This window comes from Streptomyces sp. NBC_01217 (assembly GCF_035994185.1).
Classification (GTDB): domain Bacteria; phylum Actinomycetota; class Actinomycetes; order Streptomycetales; family Streptomycetaceae; genus Streptomyces.
On record NZ_CP108538.1, the window covers coordinates 3,948,267 to 3,967,963 of the forward strand.

Sequence of the window (19,697 nt, forward strand, 5' to 3'; positions counted from 1 at the left end):
GCGCCACAAGGCGCCGGGGCGGCGGCGCGGCATCCTCGGCGCACCGCCGCCCCGTGCGAGGGGTCAGGCGGCCTCGGCGGTGGCCTTCGAGGTGACCTGGTTGACGACCTCGGTGAGGGCCGCGACGACCTCGGTGTCGTCGGCCGGGTGGGTCTCGGCGAAACGCGTCACGGAGCCGGGGATGGACAGCTTGGCGTCCTCCAGGACCACACCGCCCGCGATACCGGCGGACTTGCGGACGTCGTCCTGCGCCCACACGCCACCGTGCTGGCCGAAGGCGGTGCCGAGGGCAGCGACCGGCTTGCCCGTGATGGCACCGGTGCCGTACGGACGGGACAGCCAGTCGATGGCGTTCTTCAGGACGGCGGAGGTGGAGCCGTTGTACTCGGGGGAGAAGAGCAGGAACGCCTGGGCGTTGCCGGCGGCGGCACGGAGCGCGGCGGCGGCGGCCGGGACGTTGCCCTCGACGTCGATGTCCTCGTTGTAGAACGGGACGTCGGCCAGGCCCTCGAAGATCTCGATCTCGGTACCCTCGGGGGCGAACTTGACAGCGGCCTCGGCGAGCTGGCGGTTGTGCGAGCCGGCGCGGAGGCTGCCGACGAGCGCGAGGATGCGTACAGGCATGGGGAACTCCTGGGAAGCGGAAGTTGCGGAAGCTGTGGGATCGAGCTCAAGCGGACCACGGTCCGTTGAAAGTTGCATCACTTAAACCGGACCGTGGTCCATTTATTCCTTCCGGGGCTACCCTGAGGCCATGACCGGTCCCGTTCCCCCGTCGTTCAGGCTGCCCTCGCCCGGCGAGGAGCGGACGAATCTCCCGCTCGTCCCGACCGGTGAACCGTCGCGCCCGCCGCAGCTGCGGGCGGACGCGGCACGCAATCGCACGCGCCTGCTGGATGCCGCCTCCCGGCTGCTGACCGGCTGCGGAGCGGCGAACCTGACCATGGAATCGGTGGCCGACGCCGCGGGCGTCGGCAAAGGGACCGTCTTCCGGCGCTTCGGCGACCGTGCCGGGCTCCTGCTCGCGCTCCTGGACCACCAGGAGCAGCGGTTCCAGGCCGCCTTCCTCTCCGGTCCGCCGCCGCTGGGCCCCGGCGCCCCCGCCCTGGAGCGGCTGCACGCCTTCGGGCCCGCCGCCCTGCGCCATGAGCGCGACCACCACGCCCTGATCCTGGCCGCCCGCACCGACCCGCTGCGTGTCTTCACCGTCCCGGCCAACAACCTGCGGCTCAGCCACATCGTGATGCTGCTGCGCGAGGCGGGGGTGCCCGGCGACCCGGAGCTGCTCGCCCACACCCTGCTCGCCTCCATCGACGCCGCGCTCGTCCACCACCTCACCGTGAAGTGCGGCCTTCCGCCGGAGCGCCTGGAGGAGGGCTGGCACCACCTGGTCTCGCGGCTCGGGGAGAGTACCTAGGGCCTCAAGGCCGCCCGCGGCCGAAGCCGGGGGTGTGCCACTCCTGCCCGTCGGGTGCGATGGCCAGCGCCTCGTATCCGTCCAGCGATTCGAGCCAGGCGGGTGCCGCCGCGCCCATGGCGAACGCGGCTGTGGCGTACGCGTCCGTCATGGTCAGCCGGGGGCCCGTCAGGGTGAGAGAGACCAGCGCCCGGGCCGGCTCCGCGGTGTGCGGGTCGAGGATGTGGGCTCCGCGTTCGGCGGTTCCCGAGGTGGCGACGGCCAGGTCGTGTCCGCTCACCACGGCGGCCAGTTCTCCGGGTCGCAGCGGGTGGGCGATACCGATGCGCCAGGGGGTGCCGGGGGACGCGTCGCCGCGCAGTTGGAGATCGCCTCCGGCGTTGACGCAGGTGTTCCGCGCGCCCGCCTCGTACAGGCCGTCCGAAGCGGCCTCGGCCGCCCAGCCCTTGACCAGGCCCGAGGGATCGAGGGTGCCGGCCGGGGTGGTGCTGAACCAGCCGCCGCTGGTCCGGGCCGCTTCGGCGCAGAGCGCGAGGACGTCCTGGACCTCGGCCGGGCAGGCGTCGAGCCCGAGCTCGCCCCGGCCGAGTCTGCTGATGACGCTGCCGGGACGGTAGGTCGAGAACACCTCGTCGACGTGGTGCAGCCCGCGCACGGCCCGGTCTAGGGCGCGGCGGATCGCCTCGGTGGGGCGTTGGCGGATGTCGAAGGAGAAGACGGTGCCCATCACGTGCTCGACATGACGCAGCCCTTGTTCGGTGTCATGCACCGGACTTGTCCAGTGCGCTCTGGAGCGACTGCATGTATCCCTGGCTCGTGTAGCTGGCCCCGGACACGGAATCGATGTGCGCGCTCTGGGCGCCCAGGGCCTCTTGGGTCAGTCGGGGCAGGGCATAGGCGGCGAGCTGCTGGTCCCGGCCGTTCTCGTCCGGTGCCTGGAGTACGCGTACGTCGGTGAGCTTTCCCCGTACGAGGGTGACGGCCACCTGCACCGTCCCGTACTGCGTGTCGACGGGATCGCCGGTGAAGGTGCCGGATGCGGTGCGGGTGCCCGGCGGGGCGCTCGCCGAGGTGTGCGGGGACGTCGTGGTGGCGGGCCGGGGCAGTCCTTCGGCCGTGCCGGGTGTCTGGTGGGGCTTGAGCGACAGCAGGACCACGATCAGCCCACTGGTACCGATGGTGATGAGGACGGCTCGACGCACGGTGGTTCTCCTCTGGGTACTCGTCAGAATCCGGCTGCTCGTCAGAATCCGGGCGCTCGTCAGAACGCGAATGACTCGTGGTGGATCCGGCGGCGCGGTACTCCGGCGCCGCGCAGTGCGCGCACCGCCGCGTCGGTCATGCCGGGCGGACCGCAGAGATAGACGTCGTGCCCGGCCAGGTCCGGGACGAGCCCGCTCAGCGCGTGCGGGGTCAGCAGGGCGGCCTGCGGGACGGCACCGGGGCCGGCCGGCGCGGGGTGGTCGTCGACGACGTAGTGGACGCGCGTCGCGGGACGGGCGGCGGCGATGGCGTCGAGCTCCGCGCGCAGGGCGAGGTCCTCGGCCCGCCGGGCCCGGTAGATGAGCGTCACCTGTCCGGGCAGCGTCTCGAACAGCGTCCGCAGAGGAGTGATGCCGACGCCACCGGCGAGCAGCAGAACCTTGGGGGCGGTGCGGCGGTCCGCGGTGAAACCGCCGTACGGGCCCTCGGCCCAGACCCGGGTGCCGGGGGCGAGGCGGGCGAGGGCGGCGCTGTGGGACCCGTCGGCCTTCACGGTGATCCGCAGATGGCGGGAGTGCGGCGGTGCGGACAGCGAGTAGGGGTTGGCGGTCCACCACAGTCCACGGGTGAGGAAGCGCCAGCGGAAGAACTGGCCCGGCCGGGCTCCCAGTTCGTCCAGGTACCGGCCGGTGAGATGGACCGAGACGACGCCGGGGGCCTCGGTGCGGACGGCGGACACCGTCAGCCGGTGACGCAGCCCCCGGCGTACGGGGACGGCGAACCGGTACCAAGCGATGAGGGCGGCGACCCCCAGGTAGAGGGCGTACCAGGCGAGCTGCGCGGGGCGGTTGGCGACGAAGTCCGCTCCGTTGGACAACTGGTGGCCGAAGGCGAGGAAGACCGCCAGGTAGGTGGCGAAGTGCAGGTAGTGCCAGGTCTCGTAGCCCATCCTGCGACGGGCGGCACGCGCCGAGACGATCCCCGTGACGACGAGGAGCAGGAAGCCCGCCGTTGCCTTGAGGAGGTCCGGATAGTGCAGGACCAGGAGCGTGGTCTGGTCCACCACGTCCGTCCGGGAGGCGACGGCGTATCCCCAGATGATGAGCAGGGTGTGGGCGAGGACCAACGAGATGGTGCAGCGCCCGCCCAGCGCGTGCCAGCGGGCCAGCCGGTCGGTTCCGATGCTGTGGTCCAGCAGCGGGACACGCGCCATGAGGGCCAGCAGGACGGCGCATGCGTACCCAGCCAGGAGGCCGGTGATGCGCCCCGCGCCGGTCAGCCATCCGGCCGGGCCGACGACGGCGGTGGTGTCGCTCCACCACAGGGCGAGGACGGCCGCGGCACCCGCCCAGATCAGTCCGGGGGCGAGAAGGGGAACGACGCTGCGCGGGGGTCGCCGATGGCTCAGGCCGCGGCTCGCGTACCCGGTGGTCAGGGGTGTACCGGCCATGGCGCTCCTCCGGAAGATCCGCTCGTGCGGTGGACTTCGCCAGACTTGCAGCGCATCCTCTGCGTACCTTCTGAACCGGGCGCCGTACCTTCTCCAACAGGGCGCCGTACCTTCTGAGCCGGGCGCCCGCCCGGTTCGGTCCGGCCGGTTGACGGCGGGGATTCAGAGGGAACTCAGAGGATTCGGGCGGGCCGCCGCGCCCCGCGCCGGGGGATGCTGGACAGACCATGAACGACCACCGCACGCAGCCGTCCCTGCGCCGGCCCGACGGGGAACCGGTGCGGGTCCTCGTCGTCGATGACGAAGCGGACCTGACCGAAGTGCTGGCCGGAGCCCTGACCGGCGAGGGCTGGCAGGTCCGTACGGCCGCGGACGGGGCCTCCGCCGTCGCCGAGGCCCGTGTCTTCCGGCCGGACGCCGTCGTACTGGACCGGATGCTCCCCGACATGGACGGCCTGCTCGTGCTGCGGAAGCTGCGCCGCGAGGCCCGGGAGGTCTGCGTGCTGTTCCTGACCGCCCGTGACGCGGTGGAGGACCGTATCGCCGGCATCACGGCCGGCGGCGACGACTACGTGACCAAGCCGTTCAGCCTGGAAGAGGTGCTGGCCCGGCTGCGCGGACTGCTGCGCCGGGCGGGAATGGCGAGCGGATCGGCCGGGAACGGACTGACCGTGGGCGAGCTGACCATGGACGAGGAGGCCAGGGAGGTCAGACGCGGGGGCGACGTCGTCGAGCTGTCCCGTACCGAATTCGAGCTTCTTCGGTTCCTGATGCGCAATCCGCGCCGGGTGCTGTCCAAGGAGCAGATCCTCGACCGGGTCTGGGCCTATGACTTCGGAGGCCGTGCCCATGTCGTCGAGCTCTACATCAGCTATCTGCGCAAGAAGATCGACGCGGGCCGCACCCCCATGATCCATACGGTGCGGGGTGTGGGATACGTCCTGAAGCCGGGCTCCTCGTGAGGTGGCCCGTGCCGCACACCTTGCGGGGACAGCTCACCGCCGGGCTCGTCCTGCTCCTCGCCGTCGCCTGTCTCGCCGTCGGCATCACGACCGCCCTGGCCCTCGAAGGCTTCCTGGTGCGCCGCCTGGACCAGCAGCTCACCGAGTCCGGCGGCCGGTTCGCGGCCAGTCTGGAGCACGAGGCCAGGCCGGACGCCGACAACCGCCCCGACACCCGCGGGCAGTCGGAGCGCACGTTCGGCGCCCGGCTGCTGAACGGGACGGTCACCCAGGCGGCCGTGGTCGACGAGGCGGCCGACCGCCCCGTGCCGCTGACGGCCGGGGACAGGCGCGCCCTGGCCGCCGTCCCGGTCGACGCGGGCGGCCACAGCATCCGCCTCTCCGTACTCGGGGCCTACCGGGTCACCGCGGTGACCGGTGACGACCGCGACGTCCTGATCACCGGACTGCCGCTGCACCCCGTGGAAGAGACCGTGCACCGGCTCGAAGCGGTCGAGGCGGTCGTGTTCGGCACCGCTCTGCTGGCCACCGGCGTCGCGGGAGCCCTGTGGGTACGGATCTCACTGCGTCCCCTGCACCGGGTCGCCGCGCAGGCCGCGAGCGTGTCCCGGCTGCCGCTCGCCAGTGGCGAGGTCGCCATGCCCGGACCGCTGCCCGTCACCGACCGGCGCACCGAGGTCGGGCAGGTCGCCACCGCTCTCAACCGCATGCTCGGACATGTCGGGGACGCGCTCACCCGGCGCCAGGCGAGCGAGGAACGACTGCGGCACTTCGCCGCGGACGCCAGTCACGAACTGCGCACCCCTGTCGCCAATATCCGCGGCCACGCCGAACTCGCCCTGCGCCACCACGGCCCCGTGCCCGCCGAGGTCGTGCGCGCCCTGGAGCGGATCGGGGCGGAGTCCCGGCGGATGAGCGGTCTCGTGGACGACCTGCTGCTCCTCGCCCGGCTCGACGCCAAGCAGCCCCTGGACCACGAACCCGTCGACCTGACCCTGCTCGTACTCGACGCGACGGAGGACGCCCGGGCCGCGGGCCCCGGCCACCGCTGGCTGCTCGACCTTCCCGAGGAGCCCGTGACCGTCACCGGTGACACGCACCGCCTCCACCAGGCGATCGGCAACCTCCTCACCAATGCCCGCACCCACACCCCCGACGGCACCGAGGTGACCGTGCGGCTCCGCGCCGGGGACGACGTCGTCCGTCTGACCGTCACCGACAACGGGCCGGGCATCCCCGGGGAACTCCGGCCCGAAGTCTTCGGCCGCTTCGTCCGCGCGGATCACAGCCGCTCCCGGAAGACCGGCAGTACGGGCCTGGGCCTGTCGATCGTCCAGGCCGTGGTCACCGCGCACGGCGGCACCATCGAGGTCGACAGCCGTCCCGGGCACACGTCCTTCGAGATGACACTCCCCCGCTGACCACGGGGATCAACACCCGACGGGCGCCCCGGCCGGACCGGCGGTCACGGTCCGGGGCATGACGGACCGTGCCGGGCCGGGGGCAGATCGAGCCAGCGGGCCGTACCGGGTGTGATCACATGGACGTGGCCTCCCAGCACGATCCGGACGGCCGCGTGGTGCGAATCCGGTACGGCGATCCGCAGCTGCCGGGCACGGATGCGCAGGTCCACGTCCCAGTGCCGGCGGAATCTGATGCGTACCCCGAATTTCGAGAGCTGGGGCAGCGTGGCGGGCGCGAGCCACAGCGCGTCGTCGCGGGTCTCCAGCCCCGTCATCCCGCGCTGCACGAAGTCGAGGGTGCCCGCCATCGCACCCAGGTGGATGCCCTCCTCGGTGGTGCCGCCCTGGATGTCGGCCACGTCCCCGGTCAGCGCCTCCTCGCAGTACCGCCACGCCTCGTCGCGGCGTACACGGGCCAGCACCCAGGCATGGACCAGGGAGCTGAGCGTGGATCCGTGGCACGTACGGGCGAGGTAGTAGTCGACGGTGGCGCGCCAGGAGTCCTCGTCCAGCACGTGTCCGAGCTGCCGGAAGAGGCCCGCGAGCTCCTCCGGCGAGAAGAGGTAGCCGAGCATCAGCACATCGGCCTGCTTGGACGCCTGGTAGCGGTTGACGGTGTCACCCTCCGCCTCCAGGATCCGGTCGAGCCGCCGGATGTCCCCGTACCGCTTCCGGTATCCCTCCCAGTCCAGCTCGTCCAGTTCCCCGTAACCGGCGAACTGGCTGATGACACCCCGGTGATACGGGACGTACAGCTGGTGGGAGATGTCCTCCCAGAGTTCCGGTTCGTCGCTGTCGAGCCGCATCCGGTCGAGGAGGTGCCGGCGTCGCGCCCCGGGCAGGGCCCGGAACAGCTCCGTCGCACGCGACAGGACCCAGGCCGCCGTCACGTTCGTGTACGTGTTGTCGTCGAGGCCCGCCGCCCCGCTTCCCGGATAGGCGTCGTGGTATTCGTCGGGTCCGACGACACCGCGGATGCGGTACCGGGCCAGGGACGCGTCCCACTCGGCGCTGTCCGCCCAGAACCTGGCGATCTGCAGCAGCATTTCGGCGCCCTTGGAGTACAGGTACTCCGTGTCCGCGGTGGCCTGGCAGTACTGCCAGACGTTGTACGCGACGGCCGAGCCGACATGGTGCTGCAGCCGGGAGTGGTCGGGCAGCCAGCGCCCCGAGCGGGGGTTGAGGTGGAGTTCCTGGGTCTCCTCACGTCCGTTGTCAGCGCTCTGCCAGGGGTACATCGCCCCGGCCCTGCCCGCCTCGCGCGCCGCCCGGCAGGCCGCGGGCAGCCGCCGGTAGCGGTAGTCGAGAAGGCCTCGGGAGACCTCCGGCAGATGCAGATTCAGGAACGGCAGTACGAACAGCTCGTCCCAGAAGACATGGCCCCGGTACGCCTCGCCGTGCAGCCCTCTCGCCGGTACGCCGACGTCGAGTTCGGCGGTGTGCGGGGAGAGCGTCTGAAGTACGTGGAAGAGGTGCAGCCGCAGGATGCAGCCCGCTTCACCGGGGACCTCCAGCCGGACCTGCCGCCACAGGTCGGCCCAGGCCCGCTCGTGCGAGGCCAGCAGACGCGCGAAGTCCGGAGCTCTTCGCACCCCGGCCACGGCTGCCCGCAGGGGGCTGCCGATCGCGGGGTCGCGCGAGGTGTACAGCGCCACCGTCTTGTCGACGACGGCCTCGGAGCCGGGGCCCAGCGCGAGCACCAGCCGCTGGAAGACCGCCTTCTCCGGCTGCGGGGAGCGGGGGCGCAGGCCGGGTGATTCTGCGCCTTGTCGCCCTTCACCGCCGCCGCACACCGCCCGCGTGCGGGCCGCCAGCGCGACCCCGATGTCCGACTCCACCGTGCGACACCGCAGCGACGCCACACCGTCCTCCTCCGTGCCGCTCACCCAGCCGGTGAGGTGCCGGTTCGCCAGATCCCGGTACCGCGCGACGCCGGAGTTGCGGACGTCGCCGTCGATTCCCGTCTCCACCTCGATCGCGCCCGCCCATCCCTCCGCCCGGAACGCCGTGTGCAGGGCGGCGAGATGGGGATCGCCCATGTGTACGAGGCGGCGCTGCTCCACGTGCAGCCGTCGGCCGTGCTCGTCCTCGTAGACGGACCGGCGGGTCAGTGTGCCGCCGCGCAGATCGAGTGACTGGCGGTGTTCGGCGAGGTGCTCGTGGTCCGGTGTGAGCCACGGGCCCGGGGTGGCGCCGGTGGTGTCCGCCGGATGGATGCGGTAGCGCAGCGGCAGCCAGTTCGGCAGGTTGACCAGGTCTTCGTTCTCCACCCGGTGGCCCCGGACCGAGGAGGTCAGCCGGTTGTAGCAGCCCGCCGCATAGGTGCCGGGGTAGTGCGACGGGCCCTCGGAGGCCTCGGGCGCGGCTCCGCGGGTGGCGAAGTACCCGTTGCCGAGCGTGCACAGCGCCTCGCGCAGCCGTTCCTCCTGCGGGTCGTAGCCCTCGTACGACCAGGTCCAGGCCCGAGCCATCAGTCGTCCCCGCCCGTCAGCAGGTCCCCCGGATCGGACACCACGACGTCGGCGCCGTGGCGGCGCAGCTCGGCCGCGCTGGTGGGGGTGCCTGTACGGTCCACGCCGACGACGAGCCCGAAGCCGCCGCGGCGCCCGGCCTCGACCCCGGCCTGCGCGTCCTCCACCACGGCGGTGTCCCGGACCGGAAACCCCAGGCGCCCCGCCGCTTCGACGAAGAGCGCGGGGTCCGGCTTCCCCGGCAGCCGCAGCCGACGCGCCTCGTTCCCGTCGACCACGGCGTCGAACCGGTCGATGAGGCCGGCCTGCGCCAGCAGTTCCGTGGCGTGCCGGGATGCCGAGACCGCGGCGCAGGGCACCCCTTCGCCGCGCAGCACGTCCAGGAGGCGGACCGTGCCGGGCCAGACGACGACCGGGTCGGTGCGCAGGCTCTGCGTGAACAGCTCGTCCTTGCGGGCGGCGACCGCCCACACCGTCGAGGTGCCGGGCGGGTCGTCGGGACTGCCTTCGGGGAGGTCCAGCCCCCTCGACGCCAGGAAGGCCGCCGCACCGTCCTGCCTCGACCGGCCGTCCACGTACCGCAGATAGTCGTTCACGGCGTCGAAGGGCGGCTGTTCTCCGACGGCCGAAAGACAGGCGTCGAACGCCTTCTTCCAGGCTGCGGCGTGACTGCGGGCGGAGTCGGTGATCACTCCGTCCGTGTCGAGGACCACGGCCCGCACGGAGCGCAGGCACGGTGCCAGGGACGGTGCGGCTGCCATGACCGGGGCGGTCCCTTCGTCAGGGGATCCTCTTCATGGCACCACGGTTCCGTCGGACGGGCGCGCCGTGGACTCCGTACGACGGCATCACGACGTACCACCTACGACATCGCGGCGTACGACGGCATCACGGCAGCGTGGCCTCACGGCCGAGCGCCCCTCCGGAACCACGCATATCGTTCACATCAGGCACCCGCGACCCGCCACGGACGGAGGATCCATGTCAACGACCAGGAGCCTGCTCGACGTGATCCCGCCCGAGAGCCGGGCACGGCTGCTCGACGACGCGGCCCGCGAAGTGCCCCTGGTCCCGGACGCGCGCCTCTTCGAGGAGGGCAGACGGGCCGACCGTTTCTGGATCATCCGCTCCGGACAGGTCGAGGTGGACATCCATGTGCCCGGCCGTCGTTCGGCGGTCATCGAGACGCTGGGCCCGGATGATCTGCTGGGCTGGTCCTGGCTGTTCTCCCCGCATGTGTGGCACATGGGCGCGCACGTGGTCCGGGCGGGGGAGGCCGTGGAATTCGACGCCGCCGCCGTCCGCTCGCTGTGCGAGACGGATGCGGTGCTGGGCCGGGCGGTGTACAAGTACGTCGCCGAGACGGTGGCCGCGCGGCTGTACGGGACACGGAAGAGGCTGCTGCAACTGTACGGTCCCCGAGCCGATCCCCTTGAGGACTGAACGACGGCCCGGAGCGGGGACCAACGGCCCATACCGCCCGGCCGGCATCTGTTCCATGCTGAAAAGACCATCGACCGTTCCCGATCTCCGGGAGTTCCGATGCCCAGCCAGACACTCGACGACGCGACGCTGGCCGACCTCGTCGCCGATGCCACCGCTGCCCCGTCGATGCACAACGCCCAGCCCTGGCGCTTTTGCTACGCACGCGGCGAGCGGACCCTCACACTCCTGGCGGACCTCGACCGCGCGTTGCCCGCGGCCGACCCGGCCGACCGCGCACTGCGCATGGGCTGCGGCGCGGCTCTGCTGAACCTGCGGGTGTCCGCCGCCCACCACGGCCTGGACGCGGCCACCACGCTGCTGCCCGAACCGTCGTCCCCGACCGTACTGGCCGCCGTCCGGCTCGCCGTCCGCCCCGACACACCGGACGGCCCCGCCGATGACACGGCGCTCGCCGCTCTCCACCCCGCGATCCGGGACCGGCACACCAGCCGCTACCCGTTCGACGACGAGGAGATCCCCGAGGACGTCCGCGCGCGGCTCACCGAGGCGGCCCGTGCGGAGGGCGCGGACTTCGCGTTCCTGGCCCCGCCGCACCTGCAGACCGTGCTCGAACTGATCCGGGACGCCGAGGGATACAACCGCGGTGACCCGGCACGGCAGGCGGAGCAGAAGCACTGGACCCGGAACACGAAGACCGAGGCGCCCGTCGACGGAATCCCGGACTACGCCTTCGGCCCCACCGACGCCTCCGGACGGGCGACCAACCGAGACTTCATGGGAACCGGCGTACTCCCGGGCCGGCCGCGCGTCGCGTTCGAGAAGCAGCCGCAACTGGGCCTGCTGAGCACCCTCGGCGACCACCCCATGGACTGGCTGCACGCAGGTCAGGCACTGGAGCGCGTACTGCTCACCGCCACGCTCCACAACGTGTGCACTTCATTCGCGACCCAGCCCGTCGAATGGCCGGACCTGCGATGGCTCCTGCGCGATCCGCTCTTCGGCACGGGACACCCGCAGATGATCGTCCGCCTGGGGTACGGACCCACGGGACCGCGCACGCCACGTCGCCCCCTGGACCAGGTGCTGACGATCGAACCGTAGGAACACCCTCACACAGCCGAGGCGGGTCGAACGCCGAGCACGGAAGGCGGTAGGAGCGATGCAGCTCCCGGTAGTCGTCGGAGTGGACGGGTCGGAGGGCAGCCTCCGTGCCCTGGACTGGGCAGCGGCGGACGCCGCACGCTCGGGGCACCCCCTGCGGATCGTCCACGCGTCGCTGTGGGAGCGCTACGAGGGCACGCGCCCCGCCTCCGACGCCGCGCGTCCCACCGAGCAGATCCTCGCCGAGCAGCTCGTCGCCGAAGCCCAGGAACGCGCGCAACGGCTCGGCCCCGACCTGCGCGTGGTGACCACCGTGCAGCCCGAGGACCCGGTGGCCGCCCTCGTCAGGGAGAGCCACGAGGCGGCCCTCGTCGTCCTCGGCTCCCGCGGCCGGGGCCGGATCGCCGGGATGCTCCTGGGGTCGGTCAGCCTCGCGCTCGCCAACCGGTCCCACTGCCCGGTCGTGGTGGTCCCGACGACTGCGCCGAGCACCCCTCCGAAGTCCGGCCGCGTCGTCGTCGGGATCGGCGACGCCGCGGGCCCCTCGGCAGCCGCCGCCTTCGCGCTCGACCAGGCGGCATCGCGCCACGGCGAGCTGATCGCCGTACGGGCCTGGCGCTCCCCCGCCCACGAGGCCATGAGCCATCCGCTGCTCGTCGGCTCCCCGGCCGCCGCCCGCCACCAGGAGGCCGAGGACCATCTCGACGAGGTTTTGGCGACGCTGGACCCGACCGGTTCCCCCGATGTCACCGTCCACAGGTCGGTGGTGCAGGGACCGGCGCACCAGGAACTGATCGAAGCCGCCGCGGGCGCGGAACTGCTGGTCGTCGGCGCCCGGAAGACCGGCGGATGGCACGGCTTCCACCTGGGCCCGGTGAACCACGCGATGCTCCACTACGCGCCCTGCCCGGTGGCCGTCGTCCCCGATGCGTACCTCTCGTCCCGACCGGAGCCGGACCGGCCCTGAGGCGGACCGACTCCGAGACGTACCGGCTCCGAGACGTACCGGCCCTGCGACGTACCGGACGTTCAGCAGCAGCCCACCGTGCGACGAGAGAGACCCCGATGTCCGAGAAGCCTTCTGTGCTGTTCGTCTGTGTCCACAACGCCGGCCGCTCCCAGATGGCAGCCGCCTGGCTGACCCACCTGGCCGGGGACCGCGTCGAGGTCCGCTCGGCGGGATCGGACCCCGGCGACGCCGTGAACCCGGCCGCCGTCGAGGCGATGCGCGAGGTCGGCATCGACATCTCCGCCGAGACCCCGAAGGTCCTCACGATCGACGCGGTCCGCGAATCGGACGTCTGCATCACCATGGGCTGCGGCGACACCTGCCCGGTCTTCCCCGGCAAGCGCTACCTCGACTGGAAGCTCGACGACCCGGCCGGCCAGGGCGTCGAGGCCGTCCGCCCCATCCGTGACGACATCAGGACCCTGGTGGAGGGCCTGATCGAGGAGATCGCCCCGGCGGCATCGGAGTAACCACCGTCCACGCGGCGACTGTCGGTCCCCGGCCTTACGGTTCTCCTCATACTGATGCACACATGTACGAGGGGGAGGGCCACCCATGGCCAACGCTGCTGCCGCACATCTTGTCACCACGCTCGCCGCACCGCTGGACCGCAAGCAGGAAGCAGCGGACGCCCCCCGCCTCCTGCACTGGCCCGCGCCCGGCGACGTACGCCCCCGCCGCCTGCTCCTCCAGCGCGGCGACGCCGAGTTGGCCGCCCTCGACCCGGACGCCGGCAACGCCCCGGCCACCCGTTTCCCCGCCCCCTGGCCCCGCCGCTTCGGTACGAGCACGGTGGCGCCGAGCGGTGACCTCGCGGTCTTCGCCGGGGTGCACGCGCTGCGCGCGGTGGACCCGACAGGCGCGGTGCGCTGGGAGGTCCGGCACGGCTGCTGGGACGGCAGTTGCCGCACGCTCCACACCACGTACGAGGAGTACGCGGCCGACCGTTCGCACCTGTACGCGGACAGCGGCTCGGCCGTGTTCTCGGCGGACGGAACGCTCGTGTGGGCGCACATCCGCGGCCCCGTCGCGGCGTCCGGCCCCGACCCGGAGGCACTGGACGAATGGCTGGTCGTCGACGCCGCCGACGGACGAATACTCGGCCGGGTGGACGCGGAGACCGTGGCAGCGGGATCCGATCACGTCCCGCACCCGGACCCGGCCCGGATGGGGCTGTCCGTCGGTGAGGGCCAGGACGGGGTGCCGATGCTGTGGGGCCGCTGGGACGGCGAGCGGCTCTCCGTCGAGCGCTTCTGCGACGACGAACGGATCCTGATGTCGGTGAGCCCCTCGGGCGACCGCTTCCTGACGGTGACTCATTACGAGGAGACGCTCGGCGTGCACCGGATCGAGGACGGTTCCGTGGTGTGCGAACTTGACACCGAGGACACCGTCCCCCGCCACCCCGGGGCCGATCCCGACGACAAGGAGGCCGACGAGACGCTCTGGGACTACGAGTGCGGCTTCCTCGACGAGGAGACCGTCGTCGCGGGCACGTCGGAGAGGGACGAGGAGTACGGCGAGCAGCGCCACTGGCTGGTGAGCACCGACGCGGCGCGGATGCGGGTGACCGCGCAGATCACCTACCCCTTCCCGATATCCGGCGCGCCCACGGCCCTCGGCGACGGCACCTGGTACACGGTGTCGGAGGCGGGCGACGCCCTGCATGTGTGGAGCCGGTAGTCGAGTCCCCGATCACCCTCATCCGGCCACTCATTGGCCGAAGAATGATCTCCAGCCGACCTGCGGGACCTGCCGATGCAGAAGGCATCCACGTTGTTCCGTGTCGTGAGGAGGGCTGCCGTGGGCGATGTTCTGCTGGCCCTGTCCATCCCCGTGCTGGTCTTCGCGACTGGCATCTACGCGGCGTGCGAGAGCTGGTGGCGGCGTCGCCATCCCGCGCCGCCTTCCCCCTACACCCATCGGGCGGCCCGGCTGGCCGAGCGCGCGATGCTGGTGGACGCCGAGGACGTCGTCGACGGCGCGTACGAGAGGCTGGGCGGCCTCTACGACAGCGACGACGGCGACGGCAGGCCCGGTGCGCCGGACACGCACCCTCCGGCTCCCGGTGTGACGCGCCGGGCGTCCACCGGTCCGGATTCAGGCCGATCGGCACCGGCACCTGCGCGAAGGGGCTAGACCCCGGACGGCATTTGCCCGAGCGGCATCCGGCTGTCAGTGCCGCGTCCTACAGTTTTGGCATGGAACGCCGCGCTTCGTCACCCGTACGGATCGAGCCCTGGTCGGACGCCGACCTGGAGCTGCTTCGCCGTGCCAACGCACCGGAGCTGATGGACCACCTGGGCGGTCCCGAGTCGGAGGAGCAGCTCATAACGCGTCACGAGCGCTATGTGGCGATGAGCGCGGACCGTACGGGCGCAGGAAGGATGTTCCGCATCGTCCTGGCCGACGGGGACGAGGCCGTGGGCACGATCGGCTTCTGGGAGCGGACCTGGCAGGGCCAGGAGGTGTACGAGACGGGGTGGGCCGTCCTCGCCGGACACCAGGGCCGGGGCATCGCGACGGCCGCCACGACGGCCGTCGCCGAACAGGCCCGCGCCGAGCACAAGCACCGCTATCTGCACGCCTATCCGTCCATCGACAACGGCGCGTCGAACGCGGTGTGCCGCAAGGCGGGCTTCACCCTGGTCGGCAAGTTCGACTTCGAGTACCCGCCCGGGCATGCGCTGCTGACCAACGACTGGCGGCTGGACCTCGACCCGGACGCAGGACACTGACCCCGGCCGTTCAGTCCAGGTCAAGGACCTTGTCGAAGTTGAACGCGACGATGCTCAGCCGCTCCCGCAGATAGAAGCGGTGGGCGTCGGTGCGCTGCGTGCCCGAGTCCAGGTTGAGGTGCAGACAGCCGGCCTCCCTGGCCCGCCCTTCGAGATGCCTGAGGAGCCGGCGGCCGACGCCGGTGGACCGGGCCCCTTCGGCGGTGACCAGGTCGTCGACGTACAGCATCCGGATCTGGCTGGTGTTGTCGACGATGCGCCACCCGGCCGCGCCCACGCAGGCGCCCTCCTCGTCGTAGGCGGCGCTGAACCGCAGCCCCTGTACGTACCCCTTCTCGTACACCTCCCGGAAGAGGTCCTCGGTGAGGTGCGGGCGCAGTTCGCGCAGGACGGGAAGCAGATCGGCGGCCAGTCGGGCATCACCGGGTTCGAGGTCGAGGATCTTCATGCGGGAACTGTAGGCGCCGGGGCCGTCCGGGCCCACGCCCGACCGCCCGGGTCTTGCGCGGGCTCCCCATCCATCGATCTAATGGTTGACAACAGCTCAACCATTAAGTCTGCCGACCGACGGAGGACAACCCGATGCTGCTGGCGCACATCAGCGATCCGCATCTCGACGGCACCGACCGGGCCACGGACCGCGCCACCCGGGTGGTGGCGTACCTCAACTCCCTGACACGGCAGCCGGATGCGGTTCTGGTCACCGGCGACATCGCGGACCACGGCGCCCCCGAGGAGTACGAGGAGGCGGCCCGGCTGCTGGCCGGGCTCACCGCGCCCGCGCTCCCCTGCCCGGGCAATCACGACGACCGGAGCGCGTACCGCAAGGTCCTGCTGGCCGGCGAGCCGGACGACGGGGAGCACCCGACCGCCCCCGTCAACCGGCTTCACCACGTGGCCGGTTACGCCCTGCTGCTCTGCGACTCGACCATTCCCGGCGAGGACGCGGGCCGGTTCGACGACGAGACCCTGGACTGGCTGGCCCGCACGCTCGACGACCTGGGCGACACCCCGGCGATCCCCGCGTTCCACCACCCCCCGGCCGCCGTTCACCACCCGTATCTGGACGCGACGAACCTGACGAACGCGGCCCGGTTCGCCGAGCTCCTCGCCGCCCGCTCCGTCGACGACGTCCCGGCGATCCTGACCGGACACGCGCACACCGCGATGGCGGCGACCTTCGCGGGGCGGCCCCTGCTCGTGGCGCCCGCAGTCGTGTCGACCCTGCGCCTGCCCTGGGAGAGCGGCGAGCGGCTGACCGACCCGGCGGCCCCGCCCGGGGTGGCCTTCCACGTCCTGGACGAGGGTGACCGGGGCGCGGGCGGGCAGAGCGCGGGCGGGCGCATCACCACGCACTACCGCGTCGTGCCGTAGCCACGACCGGGCCCCGAATCCCCCGGCCGCCAAGCCCCGACCTCCGAATTGCCTGGCTGACGCACCCCGCGCGGTGACATCCTGGCCAGGTGAACGGACCGGAGATCCACCTCGAAGTCGACCCCGAGCTGCGGCTCTTCGTCGCCCATGATCGCCGCCGGGGGCGCTCGTCCGTGACCACCGACGGCTCCTCCACCCTCGGCCATGTCGTGGAGTCGCTCGGCATCCCGCTCACCGAGGCCGGACAGCTCCTGGTCGACGGCCGCCCCGTGCCCGTCTCACACATCCCGGGGGCGGGCGAACTGGTCGAGGTACGCGCCGTGGAACGCCCCCAGCGCGTCCCCGGCGCACCCCTGCGGTTCCTGCTCGACGTCCACCTCGGCACGCTCGCCCGGCGGCTGCGGCTGCTGGGTGTCGATGCGGCGTACGAGAGCGAGGACATCGGCGACGCCGCGCTGGCCGCCCGGTCGGCGCACGAGCGCCGCGTACTGCTCTCCCGGGACCGCGGGCTGCTGCACCGGCGGGAGATCTGGGCCGGGGCGTATGTCTACAGCGACCGCCCGGACGACCAACTGCGTGACGTGCTGGAGCGGTTCACCCCGCATCTGGCCCCCTGGACCAGGTGCACCGCCTGCAACGGCCCGCTGAAGGCAGCCGACAAGGACTCCGTCAGCGACCAGCTGGAGCACGGCACCCGGCGCTCGTACGACGTCTTCGCGCAGTGCACGCAGTGCGACCGCGTCTACTGGCGCGGCGCCCACCACAGCCACCTGGACGCGATCGTCGCAAAGGCGCTCCACGGCTTCGCGCCCACTCCCCCGGAGCCGTCGAGCCCGTCCGGGGCCGGGGACTGACGGCCTCCTCCCGCAACGCACCCACGGTCCCCCTGCGGGTCTACGGCCGCTCGGCGGTCAGATAGCGCTGGACGGTGGGCGCGAGCCAGGCGATCACGTCTTCACGCGACATCGAGACGGCGGGCTCGATCCGCAGGACGTAGCGCGCGAGCGCCATCCCCAGGATCTGCGAGGCGACGAGCGCCGCGCGGCGCGGGGCGTCGGCCGGGTCGGGGCAGAGCCCGGCCGCTATGGGACCGAGCTGCCCGGCGAAGACCGCCCGCACCCGCTCGGCGCCCGCGTCGTTGGTGACACCGACCCTGAGCAGGCCCGTGAGCACGTCGTCACCCTCCCAGCGGTCCAGGAAGTGCGCGACGAGCACGGCACCGATGTGCTTGCCCGGTATCGCCCCCAGCTCCGGCATCCGCAGGTCGATCACGGACGCGGCGGCGAACAGCCCCTCCTTGTTGCCGTAGTAGCGCATGACCATCGACGGATCGATGTTCGCGTCACGGGCGATGGCCCGGATCGTCGCGCGCTCGTACCCGTCGGCGGCGAACCGCTCGCGCGCGGCCTCAAGGATCGCGGCCTTGGTGGCGTCCGAGCGGCGGGGGGCGGGCTTCGTCGTCATGCCAACAATTGTAGGCCAACGAGTGTTGACATGCCAGTCCGGGCGGAGCTACCGTTGCCAACAAGTGTTGACCAACGCTTGTTGGCACGAAAGTGACCGCTGACGAACGGGCCCAGGAGGCAGCCATGACCACCACCCCGAGCACCACACCCGGCACCAGCACCGACACCGTCGACGTACTCGTCGTGGGCGCGGGCCCCACCGGCCTGCTGCTCGCGGGCGACCTCGCCGCCCAGGGCCTCTCGGTCGCACTCGTGGAGCGCCGGCCGCACGAGACCAGCAACATGACGCGCGCCTTCGCCGTACACGCCCGCACGCTCGAACTGCTCGACACCCGCGGCCTGGCGGACGAGCTGGTCAAGACGGGCAGGCCCGTCTCCGCCCTGCGCTTCTTCGACAAGCTCTCGCTCGACCTCTCCCGGCTGCACACCCGCTTCCCTTTCGTGCTGATCACCCCGCAGTACGAGGTGGAGCGCCTCCTGGAGCGCCGCGCCCACGCCACGGGTGTCCGCTTCCGGTACGGCACGGAGCTGACCGCGCTCCACCAGAGCGCCGAATCGGACACCGTCACCGCCGAACTGCGCGAGGCGGACGGCCGCCGGACCACGCTCGGCGCCCGCTACCTCGTCGGTACCGACGGAGTGCACAGCCGAGTGCGCCGGACACTGGGCCTCCCCTTCCCCGGCAAATCCGTGATCCGGTCGATAGTCCTCGCCGACGTCCGGCTCACCGAGGAGCCCCCCGGCCTCCTGACGGTCAACGGCGTGGGGGACGCCTTCGCCTTCATCGTCCCCTTCGGCGACGGCTGGTACCGCGCGATGGGCTGGAACCGCGCACACCAGGCCGCCGACAGCGACCCCGTCGACCTCGACGAACTGCGCGAGATCACCCGCCGCGCCCTCGGCACCGACTACGGCATGCGCGAGGCGCGCTGGATCTCCCGCTTCCACAGCGACGAGCGCCAGGTGCCCGCCTACCGCACCGGCCGGGTCTTCCTCGCCGGGGACGCCGCCCACGTCCACTCCCCCGCGGGCGGCCAGGGCATGAACACCGGCCTCCAGGACGCCGCCAACCTCTCCTGGAAGCTCGCCGCCGTACTGCGCGGACAGACGGCCGCCCCGGAGGCGCTGCTCGACAGCTACCAGACGGAACGGCACCCGGTCGGCACAATGGTGCTCCGCTCCAGCGGCGCACTCGTCCGCCTCGCCATGGCCCACACCCCGCCCCAGCGGACCGTCAGGACACTCGCAGCCAAGGCGCTGTCCACGATCCGGCCCGCCTCCGACAAGGCCATCGGGCTGGTCTCCGGCCTCTCGATCGCCTACGCGGCCCCGCGCGGAGCCCACCCCCTCACCGCGAAGCGCGCCCCCGACCTGAGCCTGCGGGAGGGCCGCCTCCACCAACTGCTGCGCGGCGGCACGTTCGTCCTCGTCACCCCCGCCGACACCGCCGCTCCGGCATCACCGACGCCACTGGTGCACGCCCACTGGAAGGGCGACCGCACGACCGCCCTGCTCGTCCGCCCCGACGGCTACATCGCCTGGGCGAGCGACCACGCCGACCCGGCGGCCCTGCGGGCCGCACTCACCCGATGAGCAC

21 protein-coding genes are annotated in these 19,697 nt (G+C 72.1%); 13 read left to right on the forward strand and 8 right to left on the reverse strand.

Annotated features, from left to right (window positions below; genetic code table 11):
- Window positions 1-63: 63 nt before the first annotated feature.
- Entirely contained in the window at window positions 64-624 is a 561-nt protein-coding gene (locus OG507_RS17305) for an NAD(P)H-dependent oxidoreductase (protein ID WP_327368091.1), read from the reverse strand.
- A gap of 130 nt (window positions 625-754) precedes the next feature.
- On the opposite strand from OG507_RS17305, the gene OG507_RS17310 reads away from it, so the two are divergent.
- Entirely contained in the window at window positions 755-1,417 is a 663-nt protein-coding gene (locus OG507_RS17310; protein WP_327368092.1) for a TetR/AcrR family transcriptional regulator, read from the forward strand.
- 4 nt (window positions 1,418-1,421) lie between these two features.
- On the opposite strand, the gene OG507_RS17315 is transcribed toward OG507_RS17310, so the two are convergent.
- Genes OG507_RS17315 through OG507_RS17325 form a run of 3 tightly spaced genes read right to left on the reverse strand, consistent with a single transcriptional unit; the run spans window position 1,422 to window position 4,070 of the window.
- Window positions 1,422-2,144: an FAD:protein FMN transferase gene (locus OG507_RS17315; RefSeq protein ID WP_327372008.1), complete on the reverse strand. Its 723-nt coding sequence runs from the start codon at window positions 2,142-2,144 to the stop codon at window positions 1,422-1,424.
- Window positions 2,145-2,178: 34 nt separating this feature from the next.
- Window positions 2,179-2,619, reverse strand: coding sequence for an FMN-binding protein (locus OG507_RS17320; protein WP_327368093.1), 441 nt, complete (start codon window positions 2,617-2,619; stop codon window positions 2,179-2,181).
- Window positions 2,620-2,678: 59 nt separating this feature from the next.
- Complete coding sequence (locus tag OG507_RS17325) at window positions 2,679-4,070, reverse strand: ferredoxin reductase family protein (RefSeq protein WP_327368094.1); 1,392 nt, start codon at window positions 4,068-4,070, stop codon at window positions 2,679-2,681.
- A 227-nt stretch (window positions 4,071-4,297) separates the two neighbouring features.
- On the opposite strand from OG507_RS17325, the gene OG507_RS17330 reads away from it, so the two are divergent.
- Together OG507_RS17330 and OG507_RS17335 are read left to right on the forward strand one after the other, a co-directional pair.
- A complete protein-coding gene (locus tag OG507_RS17330; RefSeq protein WP_327368095.1) occupies window positions 4,298-5,032 on the forward strand; it encodes a response regulator transcription factor in 735 nt (244 codons plus the stop codon).
- Window positions 5,029-6,453, forward strand: coding sequence for a sensor histidine kinase (locus OG507_RS17335; RefSeq protein WP_327368096.1), 1,425 nt, complete (start codon window positions 5,029-5,031; stop codon window positions 6,451-6,453). The genes OG507_RS17330 and OG507_RS17335 overlap by 4 nt, the downstream gene beginning before the upstream one ends.
- Window positions 6,454-6,497: 44 nt before the next feature.
- Here OG507_RS17335 and OG507_RS17340 read toward each other — a convergent pair whose 3' ends face one another.
- Window positions 6,498-8,966 carry a glycoside hydrolase family 65 protein gene (locus OG507_RS17340; RefSeq protein ID WP_327368097.1) on the reverse strand — a complete coding sequence of 823 codons (2,469 nt, stop codon included), beginning with the start codon at window positions 8,964-8,966 and terminating at the stop codon, window positions 6,498-6,500.
- A complete protein-coding gene (locus OG507_RS17345) occupies window positions 8,966-9,727 on the reverse strand; it encodes an HAD family hydrolase (RefSeq protein ID WP_327368098.1) in 762 nt (253 codons plus the stop codon). Before OG507_RS17345 ends, OG507_RS17340 begins: the two co-directional genes overlap by 1 nt.
- A gap of 220 nt (window positions 9,728-9,947) precedes the next feature.
- Here OG507_RS17345 and OG507_RS17350 point away from each other — a divergent pair, with 220 nt between their 5' ends.
- The 7 genes from OG507_RS17350 to OG507_RS17380 all read left to right on the forward strand — a co-directional run bounded on the left by OG507_RS17350 (window position 9,948) and on the right by OG507_RS17380 (window position 15,260).
- Window positions 9,948-10,409 carry a Crp/Fnr family transcriptional regulator gene (locus OG507_RS17350; protein ID WP_327368099.1) on the forward strand — a complete coding sequence of 154 codons (462 nt, stop codon included), beginning with the start codon at window positions 9,948-9,950 and terminating at the stop codon, window positions 10,407-10,409.
- Between the two features lie 99 nt (window positions 10,410-10,508).
- Complete coding sequence (locus OG507_RS17355) at window positions 10,509-11,513, forward strand: Acg family FMN-binding oxidoreductase (RefSeq protein ID WP_327368100.1); 1,005 nt, start codon at window positions 10,509-10,511, stop codon at window positions 11,511-11,513.
- Between the two features lie 58 nt (window positions 11,514-11,571).
- Window positions 11,572-12,480, forward strand: coding sequence for a universal stress protein (locus OG507_RS17360; RefSeq protein ID WP_327368101.1), 909 nt, complete (start codon window positions 11,572-11,574; stop codon window positions 12,478-12,480).
- Between the two features lie 98 nt (window positions 12,481-12,578).
- Window positions 12,579-12,992, forward strand: a complete 414-nt coding sequence (locus tag OG507_RS17365; protein WP_327368102.1) for an arsenate reductase ArsC — start codon at window positions 12,579-12,581, stop codon at window positions 12,990-12,992.
- An 85-nt stretch (window positions 12,993-13,077) separates the two neighbouring features.
- The gene (locus OG507_RS17370) at window positions 13,078-14,205 is read left to right on the forward strand and encodes a hypothetical protein (RefSeq protein WP_327368103.1); all 1,128 of its coding nucleotides are present in this window, start codon (window positions 13,078-13,080) and stop codon (window positions 14,203-14,205) included.
- A 120-nt stretch (window positions 14,206-14,325) separates the two neighbouring features.
- Window positions 14,326-14,661 carry a hypothetical protein gene (locus tag OG507_RS17375; protein WP_327368104.1) on the forward strand — a complete coding sequence of 112 codons (336 nt, stop codon included), beginning with the start codon at window positions 14,326-14,328 and terminating at the stop codon, window positions 14,659-14,661.
- Between the two features lie 62 nt (window positions 14,662-14,723).
- Window positions 14,724-15,260 (forward strand): GNAT family N-acetyltransferase, encoded by a 537-nt coding sequence (locus OG507_RS17380; protein WP_327368105.1) that lies wholly within the window; start codon window positions 14,724-14,726, stop codon window positions 15,258-15,260.
- A 10-nt stretch (window positions 15,261-15,270) separates the two neighbouring features.
- On the opposite strand, the gene OG507_RS17385 is transcribed toward OG507_RS17380, so the two are convergent.
- The gene (locus OG507_RS17385; RefSeq protein ID WP_327368106.1) at window positions 15,271-15,708 is read right to left on the reverse strand and encodes a GNAT family N-acetyltransferase; all 438 of its coding nucleotides are present in this window, start codon (window positions 15,706-15,708) and stop codon (window positions 15,271-15,273) included.
- 134 nt (window positions 15,709-15,842) lie between these two features.
- Between OG507_RS17385 and OG507_RS17390 the strand changes: the two genes are divergently transcribed.
- Together OG507_RS17390 and OG507_RS17395 are read left to right on the forward strand one after the other, a co-directional pair.
- Window positions 15,843-16,634 (forward strand): phosphodiesterase, encoded by a 792-nt coding sequence (locus OG507_RS17390; RefSeq protein ID WP_327368107.1) that lies wholly within the window; start codon window positions 15,843-15,845, stop codon window positions 16,632-16,634.
- 89 nt (window positions 16,635-16,723) lie between these two features.
- The gene (locus OG507_RS17395) at window positions 16,724-17,488 is read left to right on the forward strand and encodes a Mut7-C RNAse domain-containing protein (protein WP_327368108.1); all 765 of its coding nucleotides are present in this window, start codon (window positions 16,724-16,726) and stop codon (window positions 17,486-17,488) included.
- Between the two features lie 40 nt (window positions 17,489-17,528).
- Here the strand turns inward: OG507_RS17395 and OG507_RS17400 are convergent, their stop codons facing one another.
- A complete protein-coding gene (locus tag OG507_RS17400) occupies window positions 17,529-18,098 on the reverse strand; it encodes a TetR/AcrR family transcriptional regulator (protein WP_327368109.1) in 570 nt (189 codons plus the stop codon).
- A 125-nt stretch (window positions 18,099-18,223) separates the two neighbouring features.
- On the opposite strand from OG507_RS17400, the gene OG507_RS17405 reads away from it, so the two are divergent.
- Window positions 18,224-19,693, forward strand: a complete 1,470-nt coding sequence (locus OG507_RS17405) for an FAD-dependent monooxygenase (RefSeq protein ID WP_327368110.1) — start codon at window positions 18,224-18,226, stop codon at window positions 19,691-19,693.
- The last annotated feature ends 4 nt before the right edge of the window (window positions 19,694-19,697 follow it).